The sequence below is a fragment of the Streptomyces sp. NPDC037242 genome (genome assembly GCF_055604165.1).
Genome location: NZ_JBVJUY010000006.1, coordinates 250,078 through 267,683 on the forward strand (window position 1 = coordinate 250,078; position 17,606 = coordinate 267,683).

A 17,606-nucleotide genomic window follows, 5' to 3' on the forward strand; every position below is an offset into this window, starting at 1 on the left:
GAGCCCGAACGGAGAGGTGTTCCATGCCGAAACGTCACGCAGTGGTGGCCGGAGCCGGAATCGGCGGCCTCACGGCCGCCGTCGCCCTGCACCGCCGGGGCTGGCGGGTCACCGTCTGCGAACGCGCCACCGAGCCCCCCGTCACCGGCGCCGGCATCGGTCTCGCCCCCAACGCCCTGCGCGCACTCGACGCCATCGGCGTCGACGCCGCCCGGGCCGCCGGCAGCGCCATCCCCACCTCGATGGGCGTGCGCCGCGCCGGCGGGCAGTGGCTCACCCGGACCGGCACCGCCGACATGGCGGCCCGCTACGGCATGGCCCCGATCGCCGTTCCGCGTACGGCCCTCACCGCCGCCCTGGCGGCGGCCCTGCCGCCGCAGGCCCTGCGCTACGGCACCGCCGTGACCGCCGTCGACGACACCGCGGGCGGCCCGGTCGTCCGTACGGAAGCCGGCGCGGACCTGCCCGCCGACCTGGTCGTCGCCGCCGACGGCATCCACAGCCCGCTCCGCCAGGCCTGCTTCCCGGCCCACCCCGGCCTGAACTACCTCGGTGAGATCGCCTGGCGGACCATCGTGGACGCCCCGGACCTCCGGGTGCCGGCCATGAGCGAGACCTGGGGGCGGGGCGAGCGGTTCGGCGTGACCCCGCTCTCCGACGGGCGGTACTACCTCTACGCCACCGCGCTCGTCCCGGCCGGCACCCGATCGGCCGACCCGCGCGCCGAACTCCGGCGCCGCTTCGGCTCGTGGCACGACCCGATTCCGGCCCTGCTGGACCGCATCGAGCGCCTCGACCCCGCCGACATCCTCCAGAACGACCTCTACGACCTGGCCGCCCCGCTCCCCACCCTGCACCACGGCCGGATCGCCTGGATCGGCGACGCCGCCCACGCCATGGCCCCCAACCTCGGCCAGGGCGGCTGCCAGGCCATCGAGGACGCAGTGGTCCTCGCGCACCTGCTCCCGGCCGGAGACATCGGCGACGGCGACAGCAATGCCATCGACGCCATCGGCGGCAGCGGACCCGGCGCGAACCCCATCCCGGCCGCCCTCGCCGCGTACACCGCCGCCCGCCGCGACCGCACCGACGCGGTGCGCGTCCGGGCCCGCCGGGTCGGCCGCCTCGGCACCCTCCGCAACCCGCTCGCGGCGGCCGCCCGCGACCTCGCGGTCCGCGCCACCCCCGCCCGCCTGGCCCTGCGCGGCATGGACGACCTCTTCAACGGCTTCCGCCTCCCCGGGTAGCCGGCCCGGGCGGCTCCGATCGGCCTGAATCAGCCCCGCGCGGACATGGGGCGCTCGCTATCATGTGCCGCGTGAACTCAGGCGCAGCACGGTGGCTTTCGGGTCTGGCAGGCGCCGTCGGGGCGTTCGCCGCAGCCGCAGCCGGATGGCAGGCCTTCGGCGAGGTCGGGCCGGTCCAGTACGCGTCCGCCGGGGTGACGGCGCTGCTCGGCGGAGCGCTCGTATGGCATCAGGCGGGCCGTACGGCATCCACCGGGCCCGGCCATCCGGTGCCGCGGGAACTGCCGCGTGACATACCGGACTTCACCGGTCGCTCCACCGAACTCATCCGACTGGGGGAGTTGTTACGGGCCCCGGGCCGGTCGGCCGGGCCGCTCGTGACCATCGCGGGCAAGGGGGGCCTGGGAAAGACGACGCTCGCGGTGAGGGTCGCGCAGCGCTCCGCGGCGGCCTTCCCCGATGGGCAGCTGTTCGCGAACTTACGGGGGTACGACCCCCTGCCCGCCGAACCGACCGAGATACTGGCCAACTTCCTGCGGTCGCTGGGCGCAGAACCGCGCACGATCCCGGACTCCCAGCACGACCGCGAGCAGATGCTGCGTACCCTGACGGCCGGGCGGCGGCTGCTCATCGTCCTCGACAATGCCAACGGGCCCCGGCAGGTGCGGCCGCTGCTGCCGGGAACCCCGGATGTCGCGGTGATCGTCACCAGCCGTGCTCCGCTGAGCACTTTGGAAGGAGCCCACGCGATCGTGCTCGACCTCTTGGAGCCCGATGAGGCCGTCGAGTTGCTGGGCCGGGTCGCGGGCGCGGACCGGATCGCGGGAGACCCGTCGGCCGCGCGGCGGCTGGTGGCGCTCTGCGGGCATCTGCCGCTGGCCGTACGCATCGCCGGAGCGCGGCTCGCCGAGCGGCCCGACCTCAGCCTGGCAGGCCTCGCCGACCGTCTCGCCGACGAGCGCGACCGGCTCGACCACCTCGAAATCGGAGACCTCGACGTACGCTCCACATTCATGATCAGCTATCAGGGGTTGCCGGAGGCGCAGCAGCGGGCGTTCCGGCTGCTCGGGCTCTTCCCCGGAGCCGACTTCGCCGCATGGTCGCTCGCCGCGCTCATGGACGTCTCCCTGCGCGAGGCCGAGCGCCATCTCGACGCGCTGGTGTCCGCGCAACTGCTCGACGCCGTGGGCCCCGACGAGACCGGTACCGGCCGCTACCGCTTCCACGACCTGCTGCGCGCGCTCGCCCGTGAGCAGCCCGAGCCCGATGCCGCGGCTGCGACGGGTCGGCTCCTGGGCGCGTACCTGACGCTCGCGGCGGCGGCGGAGGAGCGGTTCCAGCCCGGCGAGCTGCGCAAGGTCAGCACGCATCCGCGCCACGCCGTCGAGGCCGGTCACCTGGACGGTCTGCTCCGGGAGCCGGTCGTGTGGTTCATCACCGAGCGGCACAATGTCGTGGCGTGCGTACGGCTCGCGTTCGAGCGGGAGTTCTGGGGCGCGGCGTGGGAACTCACCCACATCGGGGCACCGTTCTTCGAGATGCTGGCCATCTGGGACGACTGGGGAACCGCCGTGGAACTGGCCCTGGCCGGCGCCCGCCGGTCGCGCGACCGCTGGGCCGAGTCGGTCACGCTCTTCGACAACGGCGCGCTCTTCCGCGACCTGGGCCGTCCCGACGAGGCGCTGGCCGCGTACGAAGAGGCGATGGCCGGGTACGCGGCGTCCGGCGACGAGCACGGCATGGGCGCCGTCATGCTGGTGCAGGGCATCGTCCACCGCAACCGGCGCGAGTGGGAGCTGGCCGCACAGCGGCTGGGCGACGGGGTCGAGCTGCTGCGGGCCGCTGGGGACCGCCGACTCGCCGCGCAGGCCCGACGCAGCCTCGCGGTCGTCCGCACCGGCCAGGGGCGCGTCAGCGACGCGGTCCCCCTCTTCCAGGAGGCGCTGGCCGAGTTCCAGCAGCTGGGGGACCGGCGGGCCGAGGCGTACGCCTGGCGCGGTCTGGCACAGGCCGAGCTGGACACCGGCGACTCGGGCGCCGCGGCACGGTCGTTCGCCAGGAGCCTCGACCTGACCCGGCAGCTGCGGGACCGGCGCGGCGAGGCCAGGGCGCTACAGGGGATGGGGCGGGTGAACGCCGCCGACGGCGCCGCCGCGGTCGCGCTGCGCCGGTTCGCGCAGGCCCGGGAGATCGCCGACGAGGCCCACGACCGGGTACTCGCCCTGGAACTGGACCGCGACGTGGCCTCCGTGAACCGGACGTAGCCGCCCGTCTCGTCCCGGCACCCGTCCCTCAGGACAGCGGTTGTTCGACCGCGCTGGTACCGCTGCCTTCCTGGGACTCCCACGTCCACGTCTCCTCCAGGCGGACGCGGCCGTCGGGGAGTTCCGTCACGAGGGAGACGCAGTGCCCGGAGGCGGTCGTGCCGTCGGCGCGGAGCTGGACGTAGCGGAAGTCGACGGTGTCCTGCGCCCGGGTGCCGACCAGGTAGCCCCTGACCACCTCTCCGCCGGAGTATTCGGCCCAGACGCGGCCCTCCTGCTCGTGGTATTCGAACCGGGTCTGCCGGCCGACCTGGCCGGGCGCCTGGTCGGCCACGGGGACGAGAGTGAGGCCGTCGAGTGAGCGTGCCATGGGTGAGGTGGCTCCTGAAAGAGGGGATGAGGGGGGGGAAGAGGCGGAGGCAGGTTGCCCTTCCTACGGTGCTGAAGGCGCCCCGGCGTGCTTCCGGATGAGCTCGAAGGAGTGAATGCGGTCGTGGAGGTCGAAGACGGGCGTGGTCAGCATCAGTTCGTCCGCCCCGGTCCCATCGACGAGTTGCGCGAGCCGGTGCACGACGGTCTCCGGCGTCCCGACGGCCTGCTGCGCACGGAAGGCATCGAGCGCCTGGCGCTCCTGCGCCGTGAAGGAGTGCGCTGCGGCCTCCGCGGGCGTGGGGAAGGGGTCCTGGCTCAGTCCCTTGAGGAGCCCGGCCTTGACGACGTCCATGGGGCCGATCCGCCACGCGGCCTCCTCCTGCGTCTCGGCACACACCGTTTCCACGCACAGCAGCACCCGGGGTTGCTCGCACCAGCGGGACGGGCGGAACGCCGACCGGTAGCGGTCCAGGACGGCGAGGGTGTTGTCCGGCCGGATGTGGTGCGCGACGGCGACCGGCAGGCCGAGTTCCGCGGCGAGGGCGGCCCCCGCGGTGCTGGAGGCCAGCAGCCACGGCTCCGGCAGCGGGCCGAGCGCGACTTCGTCGACGAGGAAGGACAGGATCGCGGCTATGTCCTCCCGGTACTCGGCGTCCGTCGCCGGCCCGGCACCGCGGCGAAGCGCCCGCGCGGTGGCCTCGTCGAAGGTGCCGGGACCGCGGCCGATGCCCAGGTCGATGCGGTCCTCGTGCAGGGCGGCCAGCGTCCCGAACTGCTCCGCCACCGTGATGGGCGCGTGGTTGGGGGCCAGCACCCCGCCGGAGCCGAGCCGGATGGCCGAGGTCGAGGCAGCGGCGTGCGCGCTCAGCAGGACGGGCGGGAACGCGCCGATCGCGGGCGAGTGGTGGTGCTCGGCGTACCAGATGCGGTGGTAGCCGAGGCGTTCCAGTCCCTGTGCGAAGGCGGCCGTGTCGCGCAGGGTGTCCAGGGCCCGGGAGCCCGTCTGGACCATCGCGACTTCCAGCGCGGAAAGAGGTACGTCGATCATGTCGTCAGCATAGAGAGCACCATTCGCCGCCCCCAGTGCGGTATACGTCCCTTGGGGCGCACCCGATGCCCGCGAAGGGAGTGGTTGCCGTGGAGCGCACGACGTGCTGCGTGGTGGGAGGCGGGCCGGCCGGCATGGTGCTGGCACTGCTGCTGGCCCGGGCGGGTGTGGAGGTGACGGTGCTGGAGAAGCACGGCGACTTCCTGCGCGACTTCCGCGGTGACACCGTGCACCCTTCCACCCTGTCGCTGCTGGACGACATCGGCCTCGCCGAACGGTTCGCGCAGTTGCCCCAACGCAGGGTGAACTCGGTGCAGTTGCCCATCGGGCCGGACCGCTCCCTGGTCACGGTCGGGAACCTCGGGGCGCTGAAGGGCAAGTACAACTACATCGCGATGGTGCCCCAGTGGGACCTGCTCGACCTCCTCGCCGACGAAGCCGCCCGGGAACCCTCCTTCCACCTGCGCATGGACACCGAGGCGACCTCCTTCCTCATGGAACGCGGACGGGTCACGGGCGTGCGCTACCGCACCGCGGACGGCAGCACCGGCGAGCTCAGGGCCACCCTCACCGTGGCCTGCGACGGCCGTGGCTCACTGGCCAGAGCGCTGCCAGAACTCGGCCTGGAAGGCTTCCCGTGCCCCATGGACGCCTGGTGGTTCCGGCTGCCGCGCCGCGAGGACGACCCCAGCGGACTCGTGGGCGGCCTCGGCGACAGGTTCTTCACCGCACTCATCGACCGCGGCGACTACTGGCAGTGCGCCGCGCTCATCCCCAAGGGGACCGACGTCGAGCGCCGCGCCGAGGGCCTGGAGCGCTTCATGACCCGGTTCACGGCCGCGGCCCCGTGGCTGGCCGACCGGAGCGAGGCCGTCACCTCCTGGGACGAGGTGAAACTGCTCGACGTACGGCTCGAACGGCTGCGCCGGTGGCACCGCCCGGGGTTGCTGTGCATCGGCGACGCCGCCCACGCGATGTCACCCGTCTTCGGCATCGGCATCAACCTCGCGGTCCAGGACGCGGTGGCCGCGGCCCGCTACCTCGTGCGTCCGCTGCGCGAGGGCACCGTAGGACTGCGCGACGTGCGCCGCGTCCAACACCGGCGCTGGCCCACCACGGTGGCGACCCAAGGCCTCCAGCGCCTCGCCCACAGGCAGGTCATCGAACCACTGCTGGCCGGCCGCACGGCGTTCGGCAACCCCCGACGGGCCGAGCGGATGTCGGAGCTCGTCACCGACTCGCGCTGGCTGAACCGGATCCCGGCCTACTTCATCGCGTACGGGGCCCTGCGCGAGCGCCCCCCGAAGGAGTCGCTCCGCACCCCCTAGGCGGCGGGTTTGTAGACGTATCCGGTCAAGGGTGAGAGGACCTTCCAGTCGAGCGCCTCATAGAGCGCCCGGCCCTCGACGGTCGCGCCCAAAATGCCGGTGGACACCCCGCTTTCGACGGCCGCGTCGGTGAGTGTGCCCATCACCACCGTCCCGAGGCCACGGCGCTGGTGGGCCGGTTCGGTGATGATCTGGTCGAAGACGCAGGCGGTATCGGCCAGACCGGTCTGGCCGCACGCGGCGAGTTCCCCATCGGCGCTCAGGATCCGCACGTAGGTGACGCCATCGGCGGTCTCGACGGTCGTGGTGTACCCGTCCGGCGCACGCACGCGCGACGGGCGCAAATCGACGGCCATCAGGAAGCAGGGATCGGTGGGCTCCCAGTCGGACGAGAACCAGGGATCCATGTCCTCCGGTGGGAGGAATCCCTTGATGCAGGTGGTGGGTTCGGTGATCGTGCCGATGAGCCCGCGGGCGGCTGCGGCGTCGGTGTCGAGCAGGACGTGGCGGACCGTCTGAGTCGGCTGTCCGACCTCGATCCGAAGTCCCCAGGGCACGTCCACCGGCTCGGGTATCCCTCGGGCCACGGCCCATCCTTCGACCCACGACCGCGCAATATGCAACATTCAAACACTGTAACTCGGCGCGGGCGACCTCCGGTTGCTGCCCCGGTCCGGTCCGAGGTCAGCCGGAGGTCGGGGTGAGGAGGACGAAGTCGGCGTTCGACGGGTCGAGGCAGACGGCGAGCCGGCCGACGCCCTCCGCGTCTTCGGGACCCATCTGTACGCTGCCGCCGTTCTCGGTGACCTTGGCGACCGCGGCGTCGCAGTCGGTGACGGCGAAGACGGGGTGCCAGTACGCGTGCCCGCCCGCGAGCGCGAGGTTCTCCTTCGGCATCTCCATGAGGCCGCCGTGCATGCGCTCCTCGGGGAGTCCGGCCGGAGTGATCAGGACGTACGAGCCCCCGCCGCCGGGCAGCTCCATGTCGCTGTACTGCCAGCCGAAGACACCGCCGTAGAACTCCTTGGCGGCCGCGGCGTCGCTCGTGTACAGCTCGGTCCAGGACAGGGAGCCCGGCTGGTCCACCAGGTCGACGCCCTTGTTCGTACCCGGCTGCCAGACGGCGAACTGGCCTCCCAGCGGGTCGGTGTACTGGGCCATCCGGCCCCATTCGTCGAGGTCCCTCGGCGCCACCCGCACCGTGCCGCCGGCGCGCTCGACGGCCCGGGTCGTCGCGTCCGCGTCCGTGACGCTGTAGTAGATCATCCAGGCCGAGCGCGCACCCCCCTCGGTGAGCTTGCCGAGCCCGGCGACGATCTTGCCGTCCTTGCGGAACATCCCGCCTTCCATGTCCTCGCCCTCGCCCATGGACTCGTAGTCCCATCCGAGGACGGTGCCGTAGAAGGCCGCGGCGGCCGGGACGTCCGGGGCTCCGAGGTCGAGCCAACAGGGGGAGCCGGGAGCGAAGTCAGTGGTGATCATGACGGTTGCCTTTCGCGGGTCGCGTACGACCTCAGCCTGGCACCGCGGACCGGCCACCGCCCGTCGGCGGCTCGGAACTGCCGCCGAGGACGTTGTCGACGTGGGCCGCGAGGGAGGCCCGCAGGCCTTCGGGCGTCATCTTCTGGTCGTCGATCAGATGCGCCACGAGGTCGGCGCGGATGGCGGCCAGCAGCGCGTGGGCGGTGAAATCCGCCTCGTGGACCCCGGGCACCTGGTCCAGGGCCGTACGAAGGATGCCGTGCCACCAGCCGTAGTGTCCGGCCCGGTAGGGGCTGCTGAGCCCGGCGTCCTCCGCGGCCGACATCAGGTTCCGGTTCTCGATCTTGAAGCGGAGCGAGGCGTCGAGGAGGTCCAGCACCCGCTGGCGCGGTGCGGACCCGGCGGCGTCCTGCGCCTCCAGCACGGCTTGCTGCAAGGGTTCGAGGCGGGCGGCGATCACGGCGCCGATCAGTCCGGCGCGGTCGCCGAAGCGGCGGAAGAGGGTGCCCTTGCCCACGCCCGCGGCCGCGGCGATGTCGTCCATCGACACGTTCTGGGGGCTGCTGCTGGCGCCGAAAAGGGCATCGGCCGCGGCCAGGACGGCTTCCCGGTTGCGCAGGGCGTCCGCGCGCTCTGTGCGTTCAGTGCGCTGGGCCACGGGCCCTCCTCGTTGGTCTTCGGTGGTCAGGTGGTGTCCTCGAGCCAGTCGAAGATACGCGCTATGGCAGGGCGTGAGGCGCCCGGCACATCGGCCGCCTCACGCCACCTCCCGTTCGACGAAGGCGCGGAACGTGCCGGGGGCGCGGCCGGTGAGGCGCTGGACGGCGTCCGAGATACGGTCCTCCGCGCCCCCGGCGATGGCGCGGTCCATCTCGGCCAGCATGGTGGCGAACTCCAGCGGTATTCCGGCGGCCCAGCGGTCGCGCAGCTGCTCGAAGGTCAGCCGCCGGTGCACCACGGGCTGCCCGGTGGCCTCAGCGATGATCGCGGCGACGTCGGCGTAGCTCAGCGTCTGCGGCCCGGTCAGGATCAGGTCGGTGTTCGGCGCCCCCTCGTCGGCCAGGGCGCGTACGGCGACGGCGGCGATGTCCTCCGCGTCGATGAACCCGACGCGGCCGTCTCCCGCGGCCGACATGATGGCGCCCTCCTCACGGATGCTGCGCGCGTGGGGGGCCGGGTCGGCGAAGTTCTGCATGAACCAGGAGGGCCGCAGCACCGCCCACTGGTCGAACAGGCCGGGCAGAGCCTCGTGGACCTGCCCCACCGCCGGACCGCCCTCGGGGATCGCCGACGAGCTGAGCAGCACCGCGCGGTGCACGCCTGCCGCGCGGGCCCGGCGTAGGAAGGGCAGCATGACCGCGGCCGGGTCGGGGGAGCCGACGGGCGGGACGAGGTAGAGGCGGCCGACGTCGTCGAGGGCATCGGCCCAGGTCGCAGGCGTGTTCCAGTCGAAGCGGACGGCCTGCGCGCCCTCCATCGGCGTGGCACTTCGACTGGCGGCCTTGACGGGGTGGCCCTCGGCGATCAGCCCGGCGGTGACGCGACGGCCGGTGGTGCCGGTCGCCCCGATGACGAGGGTGGTGTGGGGGGCGTGGGGGGCGTTCATCGGGTCGCTCCGGCGAAGTCGGCGCCGGTCTGCTGGGCGGCCAGGGGGTTCCAGTAGTCGCGGTAGGAGGCGATCCGGCCGTCCTTGACCGTGACCACGGCGATGTAGGTCATGTTGAAGGGGCCGCCGGTCTCGACCAGACGGCCGACCCCGCGCATCTCGACCACGATCGTCTCGGGGGCTGTGGTCTGGTGGATCGTCACGTCGGGGAAGTCGTGGAGGTCGATGTGGTCGGGGTAGTGGCGCATGTACTCGCCGACCGCGGCCTTGCCTTCGAGGCGCACGGGCCAGCCGTCGGGTGCGAAGGGGAACTCCAGGACGCCGTCGACGGCCCACAGCTCCACCCAGGCGGGCACGTCCTTCGCCAGCAGCAGTCGCAGACCGTGGCGGTACAGCTCCGCGGCCGTCATGGGCGTGGGCATGGATGCGGTCATGTTCAAGGCTTCCGTCCTGACTCGGCATGGGAAAGGAAACGGACCGGCAGTCCGTATGGGTGAAAGCATACGGACCGTCGGTCCGTTTAGTAAAGCCCCGGTTTCATCGGGATGTCATCGGGCGCTGCCACTGTCGTCCGGTGACCTCGGCCGACCGCGTACCGCACCGCATCGGACAGCGGGCGCGCAGGCCGGTTGACTACATGGGGAGAACAGAATGCGAACACGAAGGATCGCGGCCGCGTTAGCCGGTTTCCTGTTGACGGTCGGGCTTTCGGCGACGCAGGGGGCCACGGCCACGGCGCAAGCGGCAGCCTCGTGCGAGGGCACCTACACCATCGTCGTCGGGGGCACCGGCAGCTCCTGGAACGACGACGGCTTCTCCGGCAACATCCAGCAGCACGTCGGGTACCCCACCAGGATCCCCAACGGTGCGAGCGCCCGCGCAGGCGTCAATGAGCTGAACCGGCTGGTCCGCAACCAGCGTGCCGCGTGCCCGGACCAGCACGTCAAGATGGGCGGGTACTCCCTGGGCGCCGCGGTGGTGCACATCTGGGTCACCGAGAACTGGCAGACGTTCGGCAACGTCAACGCCATTCTCATCGCGGACCCCAAGCGCCAGGCCCCTCCCGGTGCCAACGGCGGGTCCGTGCCGTTCGGCGGCATCATCGGCGCCCCGCTCGCCGGCGCCGACAGGTTCTTCGGCAACGTGCCCGTCAAGTCGATCTGCCACTGGGACTACGTCTGTGACGAGTCCGCCGGCATTTGGACCTACCCGGCCAACCACGTCAACAACTACCGCGTCGACTTCAACATGGATCACCACAACGACAGCGCCCACGAGCAGTGGTACAACGGCGTCTGGTCCGCCTGGTAGTCAGCGAGCCGGTCGGCAGGCTGCGTGACCGAACTCCCTCCCACATCCGTCAACGGCCCCGAATGGAGGGACCGTTGACGGATGGTGGCAGATGCGTCGTGGTTCGGACGAGTCCGAGGCCGGCCTCGTCCCCGCGCAGGATCATCTGGTACGTCCGCCGCAGCATCGGACTCGGAGGCACCTGAAGGTCGTCGGCCAGGCGGCGGCGGGCGCGGTCGAACACGGTCAAGGCATCGGCCTGCCGGCCGCTGCGGTACAGCGCGCGCATCAGCATCGCCGCCACCGGTTCGTTCAGGGGATGCGCCGTGGACAGCGAGAACAGCTCGGCGATTGCTTCGGCGCACTGGCCCAGCCGTAACTGCCACTCCAACTTCCGCTGAGCCACGGCGATCCTGCGCTCGGCGAGCCGCAGCCGCTCCAACTCGGCGAGGGGCCCGGGCAGTCCCGCCAGCAGCTCCCCGCGGAACAGGTCCAGCGCCTGGGAGCACAGGCGGACCGCCTCGGTCCGGTCGCCCGCCCGATCGGCGGTAGCGGCATCGGCGACCAGGCCCTCCATGCGCGCCACGTCCACCTCGACCGCTCCGGTGGCCAGCCGGTAGCCGCACCGGGCGTGCTCGATCACCGAGTCCGGGCTGTCCTCGATGCGCAGGGTCTTGCGCAAGCGGTAGACGTACACCGGCACCACATTCGTGACCGGAGGCTCCATCCCCCATACCCCGTCGAGCAGTTCCTGCTGGCTGACCGTCCGGCCCGCGCGCAGCGCGAGGGCCGCCAGTACGGCCTGCTGGCGCAGGTGCCCCAGATTCAGGGGCCGCTCGTCCTGCCATGCCCGTAGCGGTCCGAGTACGGAGATCCGTACCTTCGGCCCGGGTGCCCGGCCGCCGAGGGCGCGCAGCACCGGGCTCACCGGCTGCGTACGGGGGCCGCAGCCGGGGACGACCATGCCGCAGTCGAAGGCGTGGACGATGGCGGCGGCCCGGTCGCGCAGACCGAGCTTCACGAGGATCCGCGCGAGGTGTCCGGCGACGGCGTCCTCGGGGATGGCGAGCGCGGCGGCGATCTCGTCGTCCCGCAGACCGCAGCCGACCGCTTGGAGCACCTCGCGCTCACGGTGCCCGAGTACGGGGGCAGTCGGCCGGTCGGTGGTGGCGGTCGTCGGCATGGCTGCTCCCCGGGGTCCGGGCTGGTCGGTCTGGCGGACGCGGTCGACAGGCTAGCGGCGGGTACGCCGGGCAAGGCATCCGTAACGATCCGGAGTGACACGCGCGCCGGACCCGCGCAGGCCGCCCGGCCAACGTGGACCGGCCGGTCACAGCGCGAGGGCCTGCCCGGCGGTCGGATACCGCCGGACAGGCCCGGGCCGGAAGGGCTCAGTGCTTGAGCGTGAAGGTGAAGTCGCCCGAGAGTTTGCCGCTCAGGCGCACCGTCGACACGAGGTTCCCTTCGGTGAGCAGCCTCTCGACCTCGGCTCGCGAAAGGCCGAAGCCCTCGGCGATCAGCCGCACCGGCCGCACGGGGATCCGCGCCGTGAAGCGGACCGACACCTCGATCGCCTCCCCCTCCGGCCGGTGCGTCTGATGCGGCCGGCCGGGCGCGCCGGTGTCGAGGCGCCAGGCGTTGTCCCAGTCGAGGGCGATGTGGTTGCGGCGCCGCAGGACGGGGTCCTGGAGCAGCTCGGCCGCCAGGCCGGGGTCGTTGTCGTGCATCCGGTTCAGGAACCCCGGCTGCACGGAGCGTACGTTCACCCGCTCCAGGACAGTGAGCTTGGTGGTGTCCCCGCACTCGGTGCACAACGCGAGGAGCCAGGCGTCGAGGAGCTTGTGGTTCGCGTTGACACGGAACTTGCCGTCCGCCCGGAAGCGCCCGGAGGCACACCTGTGGCAACGGCGGAGGATTATCGGCAGGCAGGTGGGCATGACCACCCAGGTTTCGGACACAGAAATACACCGGTTCCAGTGAGAAGACCGCAGCGAAAAGGAGCACGTCGCACAGGTGCGACGCGCGACGGTTCAGCGCTCGGGGTGTCTCACTTGGTGTACAACGGCACGTCCTTGACGGGGTGACTGCGGGCGGGAGCACACTAACGGCACGCGGGAGCGCGCTTCCACTGGATTTCGGTGGCCGAGGGGCGATCGACCCGCTGCCCGGATTCCCGCCCGATCACACCGGCTTGAGGGGCAAGGTGACCTCGAAGCGGCAGCCGCCGGGCACGTTCCGTACGTCGGCACGGCCGGCGTGCGCCTCGACGACGCCCCGTACGATCGCCAGCCCGAGCCCCGCGCCGGCCGGGGGAGTCCGGGCGGCGCTGCCCCGCCAGCCGGTGTCGAACACGCGCGGCAGGTCCTCGTCGGGGATCCCGCCGCAGCCGTCGGTGACCGACAGCACCACGGCGTCGGCCCGACTGGCGACGGCCAGCGCCACCGTGCCGTCGGCCGGGGTGTGGCGGATGGCGTTGACCAGCAGGTTCGACAGGACCCGGGCGATCTCCTTGCCGTCCACCTCCACGGGCACGTGCGCGATCTCCTCGCCCACCAGCCGTACGCCGTGTTCCCGGGCGAGCGGGTCGGCCCCCGACAGCGCGTCGGCGGCCAGGTCGCGGACGGAGATCCGGCTCGGGTTGATGGTGAGGGATCCGGCATGGATGCGTGACAGCTCGAAGAGGTCGCCGACCATCGAGTTGAGGCGGTCGACCTCGATACGGATCTGACGGTGGTAGCGGGCCGGGTCGTCCACCATCCCGTCCTCCAGCGCCTCGGACATCGCGCGCAACCCGGCCAGCGGAGTGCGCAGATCGTGCGAGATCCAGGCGAGCAGTTCGCGCCGCGAGGACTCCAGGGCCCGCTCCCGCTCGCGCGAGGCGGCCAGCTTGGCACTGGTGACGGCCAGTTCGCGGGAGAGCGTCGCAAGTTCGGCGGTCGCCGGTGCGGGTGGCGCGAGGAAAGTGCCGTCCTCGCCGAAATCGCGTGCGGCGAGGGCGAGTTCACGGCTGCGGGCCATCACCCAACGGCCCAGCACGAAGGCGGTCAGCAGGGAGACGACGGCGGCCATGGCCACGACCAGGGTGACCACGGTGAGGTCGTGCGAGGACAGGAACATCGCCCGCGCCACCGCCAGGGTGCCGGCCAGCATGGCGGTCACGGTGACGGCGGCCACCACCATCAGGGAGACGGCGGCCGAGCGCTGCCGTACCAGGCGCAGGGCGAGGGCGCCGAGCAGCCCGGCGCAGGCGGCGCCGCCGAGGGCGAAGGCGGCGATGAGCAGCAGGTCCTTCACCGCTCCTCCGCCCCGCTCACCGCGTCCGGCTCGGCCTCGAACCGGTAGCCGACTCCCCACACGGTGCGGATCAGCTCCGGCCGCCCGGGGTCGTCCTCGATCTTGCCGCGCAGGCGGCGGACGTGGACGGTGACGGTGGACAGGTCTCCGAAGTCCCAGCCCCACACGTCCCGTACGAGCTCCTCGCGGGTGTGCGCGGTGCCCGGGTGGGTCAGGAAGTGGGCGAGCAGGTCGAACTCCCGCAAGGTCAGCGTGAGTTCGCTGCCGTTCTTGGTGGCCTGCCGCGTCTGCGGGTCCAGGGTGAGCCCGCCGCCGCAGAGCGGGGTCCGGGCCGCCGAGGGCGGGCTCTCGGCGGCGCCTCGGCTGCGGCGGAGTACGGACTCGACCCGCAGCACCAGCTCGCGCGGGCTGAACGGCTTGGTGACGTAGTCGTCGGCGCCCAGCTCCAGGCCCGCGATCCGGTCGTCCTCGTCCCCGCGGGCCGTCAGCATGATCACCGGTACGGGTGCGGTCGCGCGCAGCCGGCGGCAGACCTCCAGGCCGTCGATGCCGGGGAGCATGAGGTCCAGGACGACCAGATCGGGCCACTGCCTCCCGGCGCTGTCCAGAGCGGCCGGGCCGTCGGCGGCCTGCTCCACGATGTGTCCGGCACGGCGCAGGTAGCCGGTGACGACCTCGGCGACCGTCGGGTCGTCGTCGACGACGAGGATCCGGTCCGGAGGGGATTGCGTGCTCATGGGCTCCAGCCTCGCATCCGGCGCCGCCGGGCGTCCTGCCCCGGGCGCGGCTCCCCGTAGACATCCGCGTTTCGTAAGGAGTCGAAGGCGTCCTCGACGCTCGCCCCGGCGCTGGTGTGGGGGCCCTGGGACTGGCCGAGGACGCCTGGCTGACGGCGGCCCCGGCCGGTTCCGGCCCCCTCAGGCGGCCACGGCCTCCGTCCGTGGTTCACGGGCGGGTGGGTCGAGGCGGCCCGTGCGGTGCAGCCCGTACAGGGCGGCGGTGCATCCGAGGCCGAGGGCGAAGAGCGCCAGCCACGGGAGCGCGGACACCCCGGCGGCCCGGGCCGCGTCCAGCGCGGCGCCGGTGAGCAGGTTGCCGAGTGCGATGCCGACTCCGCAGACGGTGTTGTAGAACCCGTAGTGCGTAGCCACCAGCCGGTCGCCGGAGAGGCGGACGATGGTGTCCATCTCGAACGGGTAGGCGATCATCGTGCCCAGGGCCAGCAGCAGTGCCGACAGCGCCGGCGGCACCGCGGCCAGCAGCCACGCTCCTATCGCGCCGCCCGGTACGGGCACCGCCGTGGCGGCCAGCATCGGCAGGAACGCCACCCCCATGGTCAGCAGTCCCCAGGTGAGCGCGCGGCCCGGCTCCATGCGGGCCTTGCACCAAGCGGTGACCTTGGTCTGGAAGAGGATCGTGCTCAGCCCGGACACGGCGAAGAGCGCGGCCACTGCGGCCGTGCCCGACAGGCCTTCGCCGCCCAGGCGCCGGACTTCCAGCGGGAGGGCCAGGTAGACCTGGAAGGTCATGACGTACGAACCGATCATGGCCACGGAGAAGAGGAGGAACGGAGGGTTGGCCAGGATGCCGCGCCACTGGGTGAGCACGCTCTCGGACCGGCCGTCCCGCCCCACCGGGGCGTCATCTCCCCGGCGGGCGGGCAGCGCCCGGATCTGCACGATGCTCAGCAGCGCGAAGATCCCGGCCGCGACGAGGCAGGTGACGCGGAAGTCGACCCCCGTGAGCACCATGCCCACCAGCGGACCCAGCATGATGCCGGCCTGGTAGAAGACGTTGAACAGTGCGAAGGCCTCGACCCGGCGCTCTCCCGCGTCGGCGGCCAGGTACGCCCGGGTGGCCGGGTTGAACAGGGCCCCGGCCAGCCCCGTGGCGGCGGAGGCGCCGATCAGCGCGGGCACCGAATCGACCAGCCCGAGGGTCGCGAAACCGGCGATGCGCAGGACCAGCCCCGCAATGATCATCGGCTTGTAGCCGAAGCGGTCCGCGAGTGTCCCGCCGATCAGGAACATGCCCTGCTGGCTGAAGTTGCGTACGCCGAGGATCAGCCCGACCGTCCAGCCGGCCAGCCCCAGCGGCCCGGCCAGGTGCGCGGCCAGGTAGGGCATGAGCATGTAGAAGCCGAGGTTGATGGTGAACTGGTTCACCATCAACAGCTGGACGCTGCGCTCGTACGTACGGACTTGCGCGAGGGTGCCCTTCATCGGCCCGGCTCCTGCGCAGCAGTGGCGGTAGCCGCAGCGTCAGCGTCAGCGGCCGCGTCGAGGGTGAGCGGGTCGACCACGGCCGCGCAGCGCGTCCAGCGCGTGACCTCCTTCTCGTCGAGGCGGCCGATCGTCTCGGGCTCGGCGGCCGGAGGGGAGTCGAGCAGGCCGTGGGCCGCGCAGTAGTCGTCGTCGTACACCGTGGCGAGGTAGCGCTCCGGTCCGTCGGGGAACACCGCTGCGATCCGGGTGTCCTTCGGCAGGGTCCGGGCCAGCCATCCGGCCACGAGGGCGACCGCGCCGACACTCCAGCCGCCGGTCGCGTAGTGGGACGCCGCGAGCCGGCGGCAGGCCCACACGGCTTCGGCCGGGGCGACCCAGTGGACCTCGGAGAACCGGTCGTAGGCGACGTTGCGGGGGTAGATGCTCGATCCGAGGCCGCGCATCAGCCGGGTCCGGGCGGGTTGGCCGAAGATGGTCGAACCCACGGTGTCCACGCCCACCAGCGTCAGATCGGGGTAGAGCTGCCGCAGGACGCGGGAGATGCCCGCGGAGTGCCCACCGGTGCCCACGCTGCACACCAGGACGTCGATGTGCCCCAGCTCGGAGGCCAGTTCGAGGGCGAGCGGAGTGTACGCGCTGGTGTTGTCGGGGTTGTTGTACTGATCCGGGCACCAGGCGCCCGGGTGCCGCGCCAGGAGCTGGGTGACGCGGTCGCGGCGGGCCTGCTGCCAGCCGCCGGAGGGGTGCGGCTCGGACACGACATTGACCTGGGCCCCGTAGGCGGTCAGCAGCCGGGTCATCGACCTCTCCAGGCCGGGGTCGGTGACCAGGGTGACCGGGTGGCCGTAGACCATGCCGGCCAGGGCCAGGCCGAGACCGAGGGTGCCGCTGGTGGACTCGATGATCCGGGCACCCGGCCTGAGATCTCCCCGGGCGCGGGCGCGCTCGACCATGTGGAGGCCGGGTCGGTCCTTGATGCCGCCGGGGTTGAAGCCTTCGAGCTTCGCCCAGAAGCCGCGGCCCGCCGGGGCGAGGGGCTCTGACACGCGGAGCAGAGGGGTGTTGCCCACCAGTCCGGAGAGCGTGGTGCGGGCAGGGGGTGTTACGTCGGTGATCGAAGAATGCATGGTCCGGCTCTCATTCGATGATGCGTCAGGTAGTCGCTCATGCGGATGCCGCCGACGGGCGAGGCGGTGCTCGCCCGTTCAGCGCACGTAAGGCCGTGCTGAACGGCCGTACGGGAGCGGTCTAGATGCGCCATCGACAGACGCTGGTGAGAGTGGACCGGCCTGATACGGCTATGGCCACCCGGCCGGCATCCGGCGCCACGGCCGGGTGCACGGAGTACGGATCCACGCCGCGGGGGGGGGGGGGGGGGGGGGGGGGGGGGGGGGGGGGGGGGGGGGGGGGGGGGGGGGGGGGGGGGGGGGGGGGGGGGGGGGGGGGGGGG

General features: G+C 72.3%; 17 protein-coding genes. 4 read left to right on the plus strand and 13 right to left on the minus strand.

All coding sequences use genetic code 11. The features are described from left to right. The first annotated feature begins 23 nt into the window (after nucleotides 1–23). Entirely contained in the window at nucleotides 24–1,247 is a 1,224-nt protein-coding gene (locus ACZ7GJ_RS10540; protein ID WP_470750763.1) for an FAD-dependent monooxygenase, read from the plus strand. 71 nt (nucleotides 1,248–1,318) lie between these two features. Further along, nucleotides 1,319–3,511, plus strand: coding sequence for an ATP-binding protein (locus tag ACZ7GJ_RS10545; protein WP_470750764.1), 2,193 nt, complete (start codon nucleotides 1,319–1,321; stop codon nucleotides 3,509–3,511). 28 nt (nucleotides 3,512–3,539) lie between these two features. On the opposite strand, the gene ACZ7GJ_RS10550 is transcribed toward ACZ7GJ_RS10545, so the two are convergent. Together ACZ7GJ_RS10550 and ACZ7GJ_RS10555 are read right to left on the minus strand one after the other, a co-directional pair. After that, on the minus strand, nucleotides 3,540–3,881 hold the full coding sequence (locus tag ACZ7GJ_RS10550; RefSeq protein WP_470750766.1) for an avidin-fold protein: 342 nt from the start codon (nucleotides 3,879–3,881) through the stop codon (nucleotides 3,540–3,542). A gap of 63 nt (nucleotides 3,882–3,944) precedes the next feature. Next, nucleotides 3,945–4,931, minus strand: a complete 987-nt coding sequence (locus tag ACZ7GJ_RS10555) for an MsnO8 family LLM class oxidoreductase (protein WP_470750767.1) — start codon at nucleotides 4,929–4,931, stop codon at nucleotides 3,945–3,947. Between the two features lie 89 nt (nucleotides 4,932–5,020). Between ACZ7GJ_RS10555 and ACZ7GJ_RS10560 the strand changes: the two genes are divergently transcribed. Next, nucleotides 5,021–6,259: an FAD-dependent oxidoreductase gene (locus ACZ7GJ_RS10560; protein ID WP_470750768.1), complete on the plus strand. Its 1,239-nt coding sequence runs from the start codon at nucleotides 5,021–5,023 to the stop codon at nucleotides 6,257–6,259. Here the strand turns inward: ACZ7GJ_RS10560 and ACZ7GJ_RS10565 are convergent. The 5 genes from ACZ7GJ_RS10565 to ACZ7GJ_RS10585 form a co-directional block, all read right to left on the minus strand. Continuing rightward, on the minus strand, nucleotides 6,256–6,822 hold the full coding sequence (locus ACZ7GJ_RS10565) for a GNAT family N-acetyltransferase (RefSeq protein WP_470750769.1): 567 nt from the start codon (nucleotides 6,820–6,822) through the stop codon (nucleotides 6,256–6,258). The genes ACZ7GJ_RS10560 and ACZ7GJ_RS10565 overlap by 4 nt on opposite strands. A 121-nt stretch (nucleotides 6,823–6,943) precedes the next feature. Beyond that, entirely contained in the window at nucleotides 6,944–7,741 is a 798-nt protein-coding gene (locus ACZ7GJ_RS10570) for a VOC family protein (RefSeq protein ID WP_470750771.1), read from the minus strand. A 31-nt stretch (nucleotides 7,742–7,772) separates the two neighbouring features. Continuing rightward, complete coding sequence (locus tag ACZ7GJ_RS10575) at nucleotides 7,773–8,399, minus strand: TetR/AcrR family transcriptional regulator (RefSeq protein ID WP_470750773.1); 627 nt, start codon at nucleotides 8,397–8,399, stop codon at nucleotides 7,773–7,775. Nucleotides 8,400–8,498: 99 nt separating this feature from the next. Continuing rightward, complete coding sequence (locus ACZ7GJ_RS10580; RefSeq protein ID WP_470750775.1) at nucleotides 8,499–9,347, minus strand: NmrA family NAD(P)-binding protein; 849 nt, start codon at nucleotides 9,345–9,347, stop codon at nucleotides 8,499–8,501. Further along, nucleotides 9,344–9,781: a nuclear transport factor 2 family protein gene (locus ACZ7GJ_RS10585; protein WP_470750776.1), complete on the minus strand. Its 438-nt coding sequence runs from the start codon at nucleotides 9,779–9,781 to the stop codon at nucleotides 9,344–9,346. The genes ACZ7GJ_RS10580 and ACZ7GJ_RS10585 overlap by 4 nt, the downstream gene beginning before the upstream one ends. 217 nt (nucleotides 9,782–9,998) lie before the next feature. On the opposite strand from ACZ7GJ_RS10585, the gene ACZ7GJ_RS10590 reads away from it, so the two are divergent. Then, a complete protein-coding gene (locus ACZ7GJ_RS10590; protein WP_470750777.1) occupies nucleotides 9,999–10,658 on the plus strand; it encodes a cutinase family protein in 660 nt (219 codons plus the stop codon). Nucleotides 10,659–10,707: 49 nt separating this feature from the next. On the opposite strand, the gene ACZ7GJ_RS10595 is transcribed toward ACZ7GJ_RS10590, so the two are convergent. The 6 genes from ACZ7GJ_RS10595 to ACZ7GJ_RS10620 all read right to left on the minus strand — a co-directional run bounded on the left by ACZ7GJ_RS10595 (nucleotide 10,708) and on the right by ACZ7GJ_RS10620 (nucleotide 17,283). Beyond that, nucleotides 10,708–11,820, minus strand: a complete 1,113-nt coding sequence (locus tag ACZ7GJ_RS10595) for an AfsR/SARP family transcriptional regulator (RefSeq protein WP_470750778.1) — start codon at nucleotides 11,818–11,820, stop codon at nucleotides 10,708–10,710. Between the two features lie 208 nt (nucleotides 11,821–12,028). Next, on the minus strand, nucleotides 12,029–12,595 hold the full coding sequence (locus ACZ7GJ_RS10600; protein ID WP_470750779.1) for a DUF1062 domain-containing protein: 567 nt from the start codon (nucleotides 12,593–12,595) through the stop codon (nucleotides 12,029–12,031). Nucleotides 12,596–12,818: 223 nt separating this feature from the next. Then, nucleotides 12,819–13,931 (minus strand): sensor histidine kinase, encoded by a 1,113-nt coding sequence (locus ACZ7GJ_RS10605; protein WP_470750780.1) that lies wholly within the window; start codon nucleotides 13,929–13,931, stop codon nucleotides 12,819–12,821. Beyond that, nucleotides 13,928–14,668 (minus strand): response regulator transcription factor, encoded by a 741-nt coding sequence (locus ACZ7GJ_RS10610; protein WP_470750782.1) that lies wholly within the window; start codon nucleotides 14,666–14,668, stop codon nucleotides 13,928–13,930. The genes ACZ7GJ_RS10605 and ACZ7GJ_RS10610 overlap by 4 nt, the downstream gene beginning before the upstream one ends. A 180-nt stretch (nucleotides 14,669–14,848) precedes the next feature. After that, nucleotides 14,849–16,153, minus strand: coding sequence for an MDR family MFS transporter (locus tag ACZ7GJ_RS10615; RefSeq protein ID WP_470750783.1), 1,305 nt, complete (start codon nucleotides 16,151–16,153; stop codon nucleotides 14,849–14,851). Beyond that, the gene (locus tag ACZ7GJ_RS10620; RefSeq protein ID WP_470750784.1) at nucleotides 16,150–17,283 is read right to left on the minus strand and encodes a PLP-dependent cysteine synthase family protein; all 1,134 of its coding nucleotides are present in this window, start codon (nucleotides 17,281–17,283) and stop codon (nucleotides 16,150–16,152) included. The genes ACZ7GJ_RS10615 and ACZ7GJ_RS10620 overlap by 4 nt, the downstream gene beginning before the upstream one ends. Between the last annotated feature and the right edge of the window lie 323 nt (nucleotides 17,284–17,606).

What these genes read in the sequence shown, in the direction of transcription:
- ACZ7GJ_RS10540 (WP_470750763.1), top strand. Translation starts at nt 24, where the DNA reads ATGCCGAAACGTCACGCAGTGGTGGCCGGAGCCGGAATCGGCGGCCTC.
- ACZ7GJ_RS10550 (WP_470750766.1), bottom strand. Translation starts at nt 3,881, where the DNA reads ATGGCACGCTCACTCGACGGCCTCACTCTCGTCCCCGTGGCCGACCAG.
- ACZ7GJ_RS10555 (WP_470750767.1), bottom strand. Translation starts at nt 4,931, where the DNA reads ATGATCGACGTACCTCTTTCCGCGCTGGAAGTCGCGATGGTCCAGACG.
- ACZ7GJ_RS10570 (WP_470750771.1), bottom strand. Translation starts at nt 7,741, where the DNA reads ATGATCACCACTGACTTCGCTCCCGGCTCCCCCTGTTGGCTCGACCTC.
- ACZ7GJ_RS10580 (WP_470750775.1), bottom strand. Translation starts at nt 9,347, where the DNA reads ATGAACGCCCCCCACGCCCCCCACACCACCCTCGTCATCGGGGCGACC.
- ACZ7GJ_RS10585 (WP_470750776.1), bottom strand. Translation starts at nt 9,781, where the DNA reads ATGACCGCATCCATGCCCACGCCCATGACGGCCGCGGAGCTGTACCGC.
- ACZ7GJ_RS10590 (WP_470750777.1), top strand. Translation starts at nt 9,999, where the DNA reads ATGCGAACACGAAGGATCGCGGCCGCGTTAGCCGGTTTCCTGTTGACG.
- ACZ7GJ_RS10595 (WP_470750778.1), bottom strand. Translation starts at nt 11,820, where the DNA reads ATGCCGACGACCGCCACCACCGACCGGCCGACTGCCCCCGTACTCGGG.
- ACZ7GJ_RS10610 (WP_470750782.1), bottom strand. Translation starts at nt 14,668, where the DNA reads ATGAGCACGCAATCCCCTCCGGACCGGATCCTCGTCGTCGACGACGAC.
- ACZ7GJ_RS10615 (WP_470750783.1), bottom strand. Translation starts at nt 16,153, where the DNA reads ATGAAGGGCACCCTCGCGCAAGTCCGTACGTACGAGCGCAGCGTCCAG.
- ACZ7GJ_RS10620 (WP_470750784.1), bottom strand. Translation starts at nt 17,283, where the DNA reads ATGCATTCTTCGATCACCGACGTAACACCCCCTGCCCGCACCACGCTC.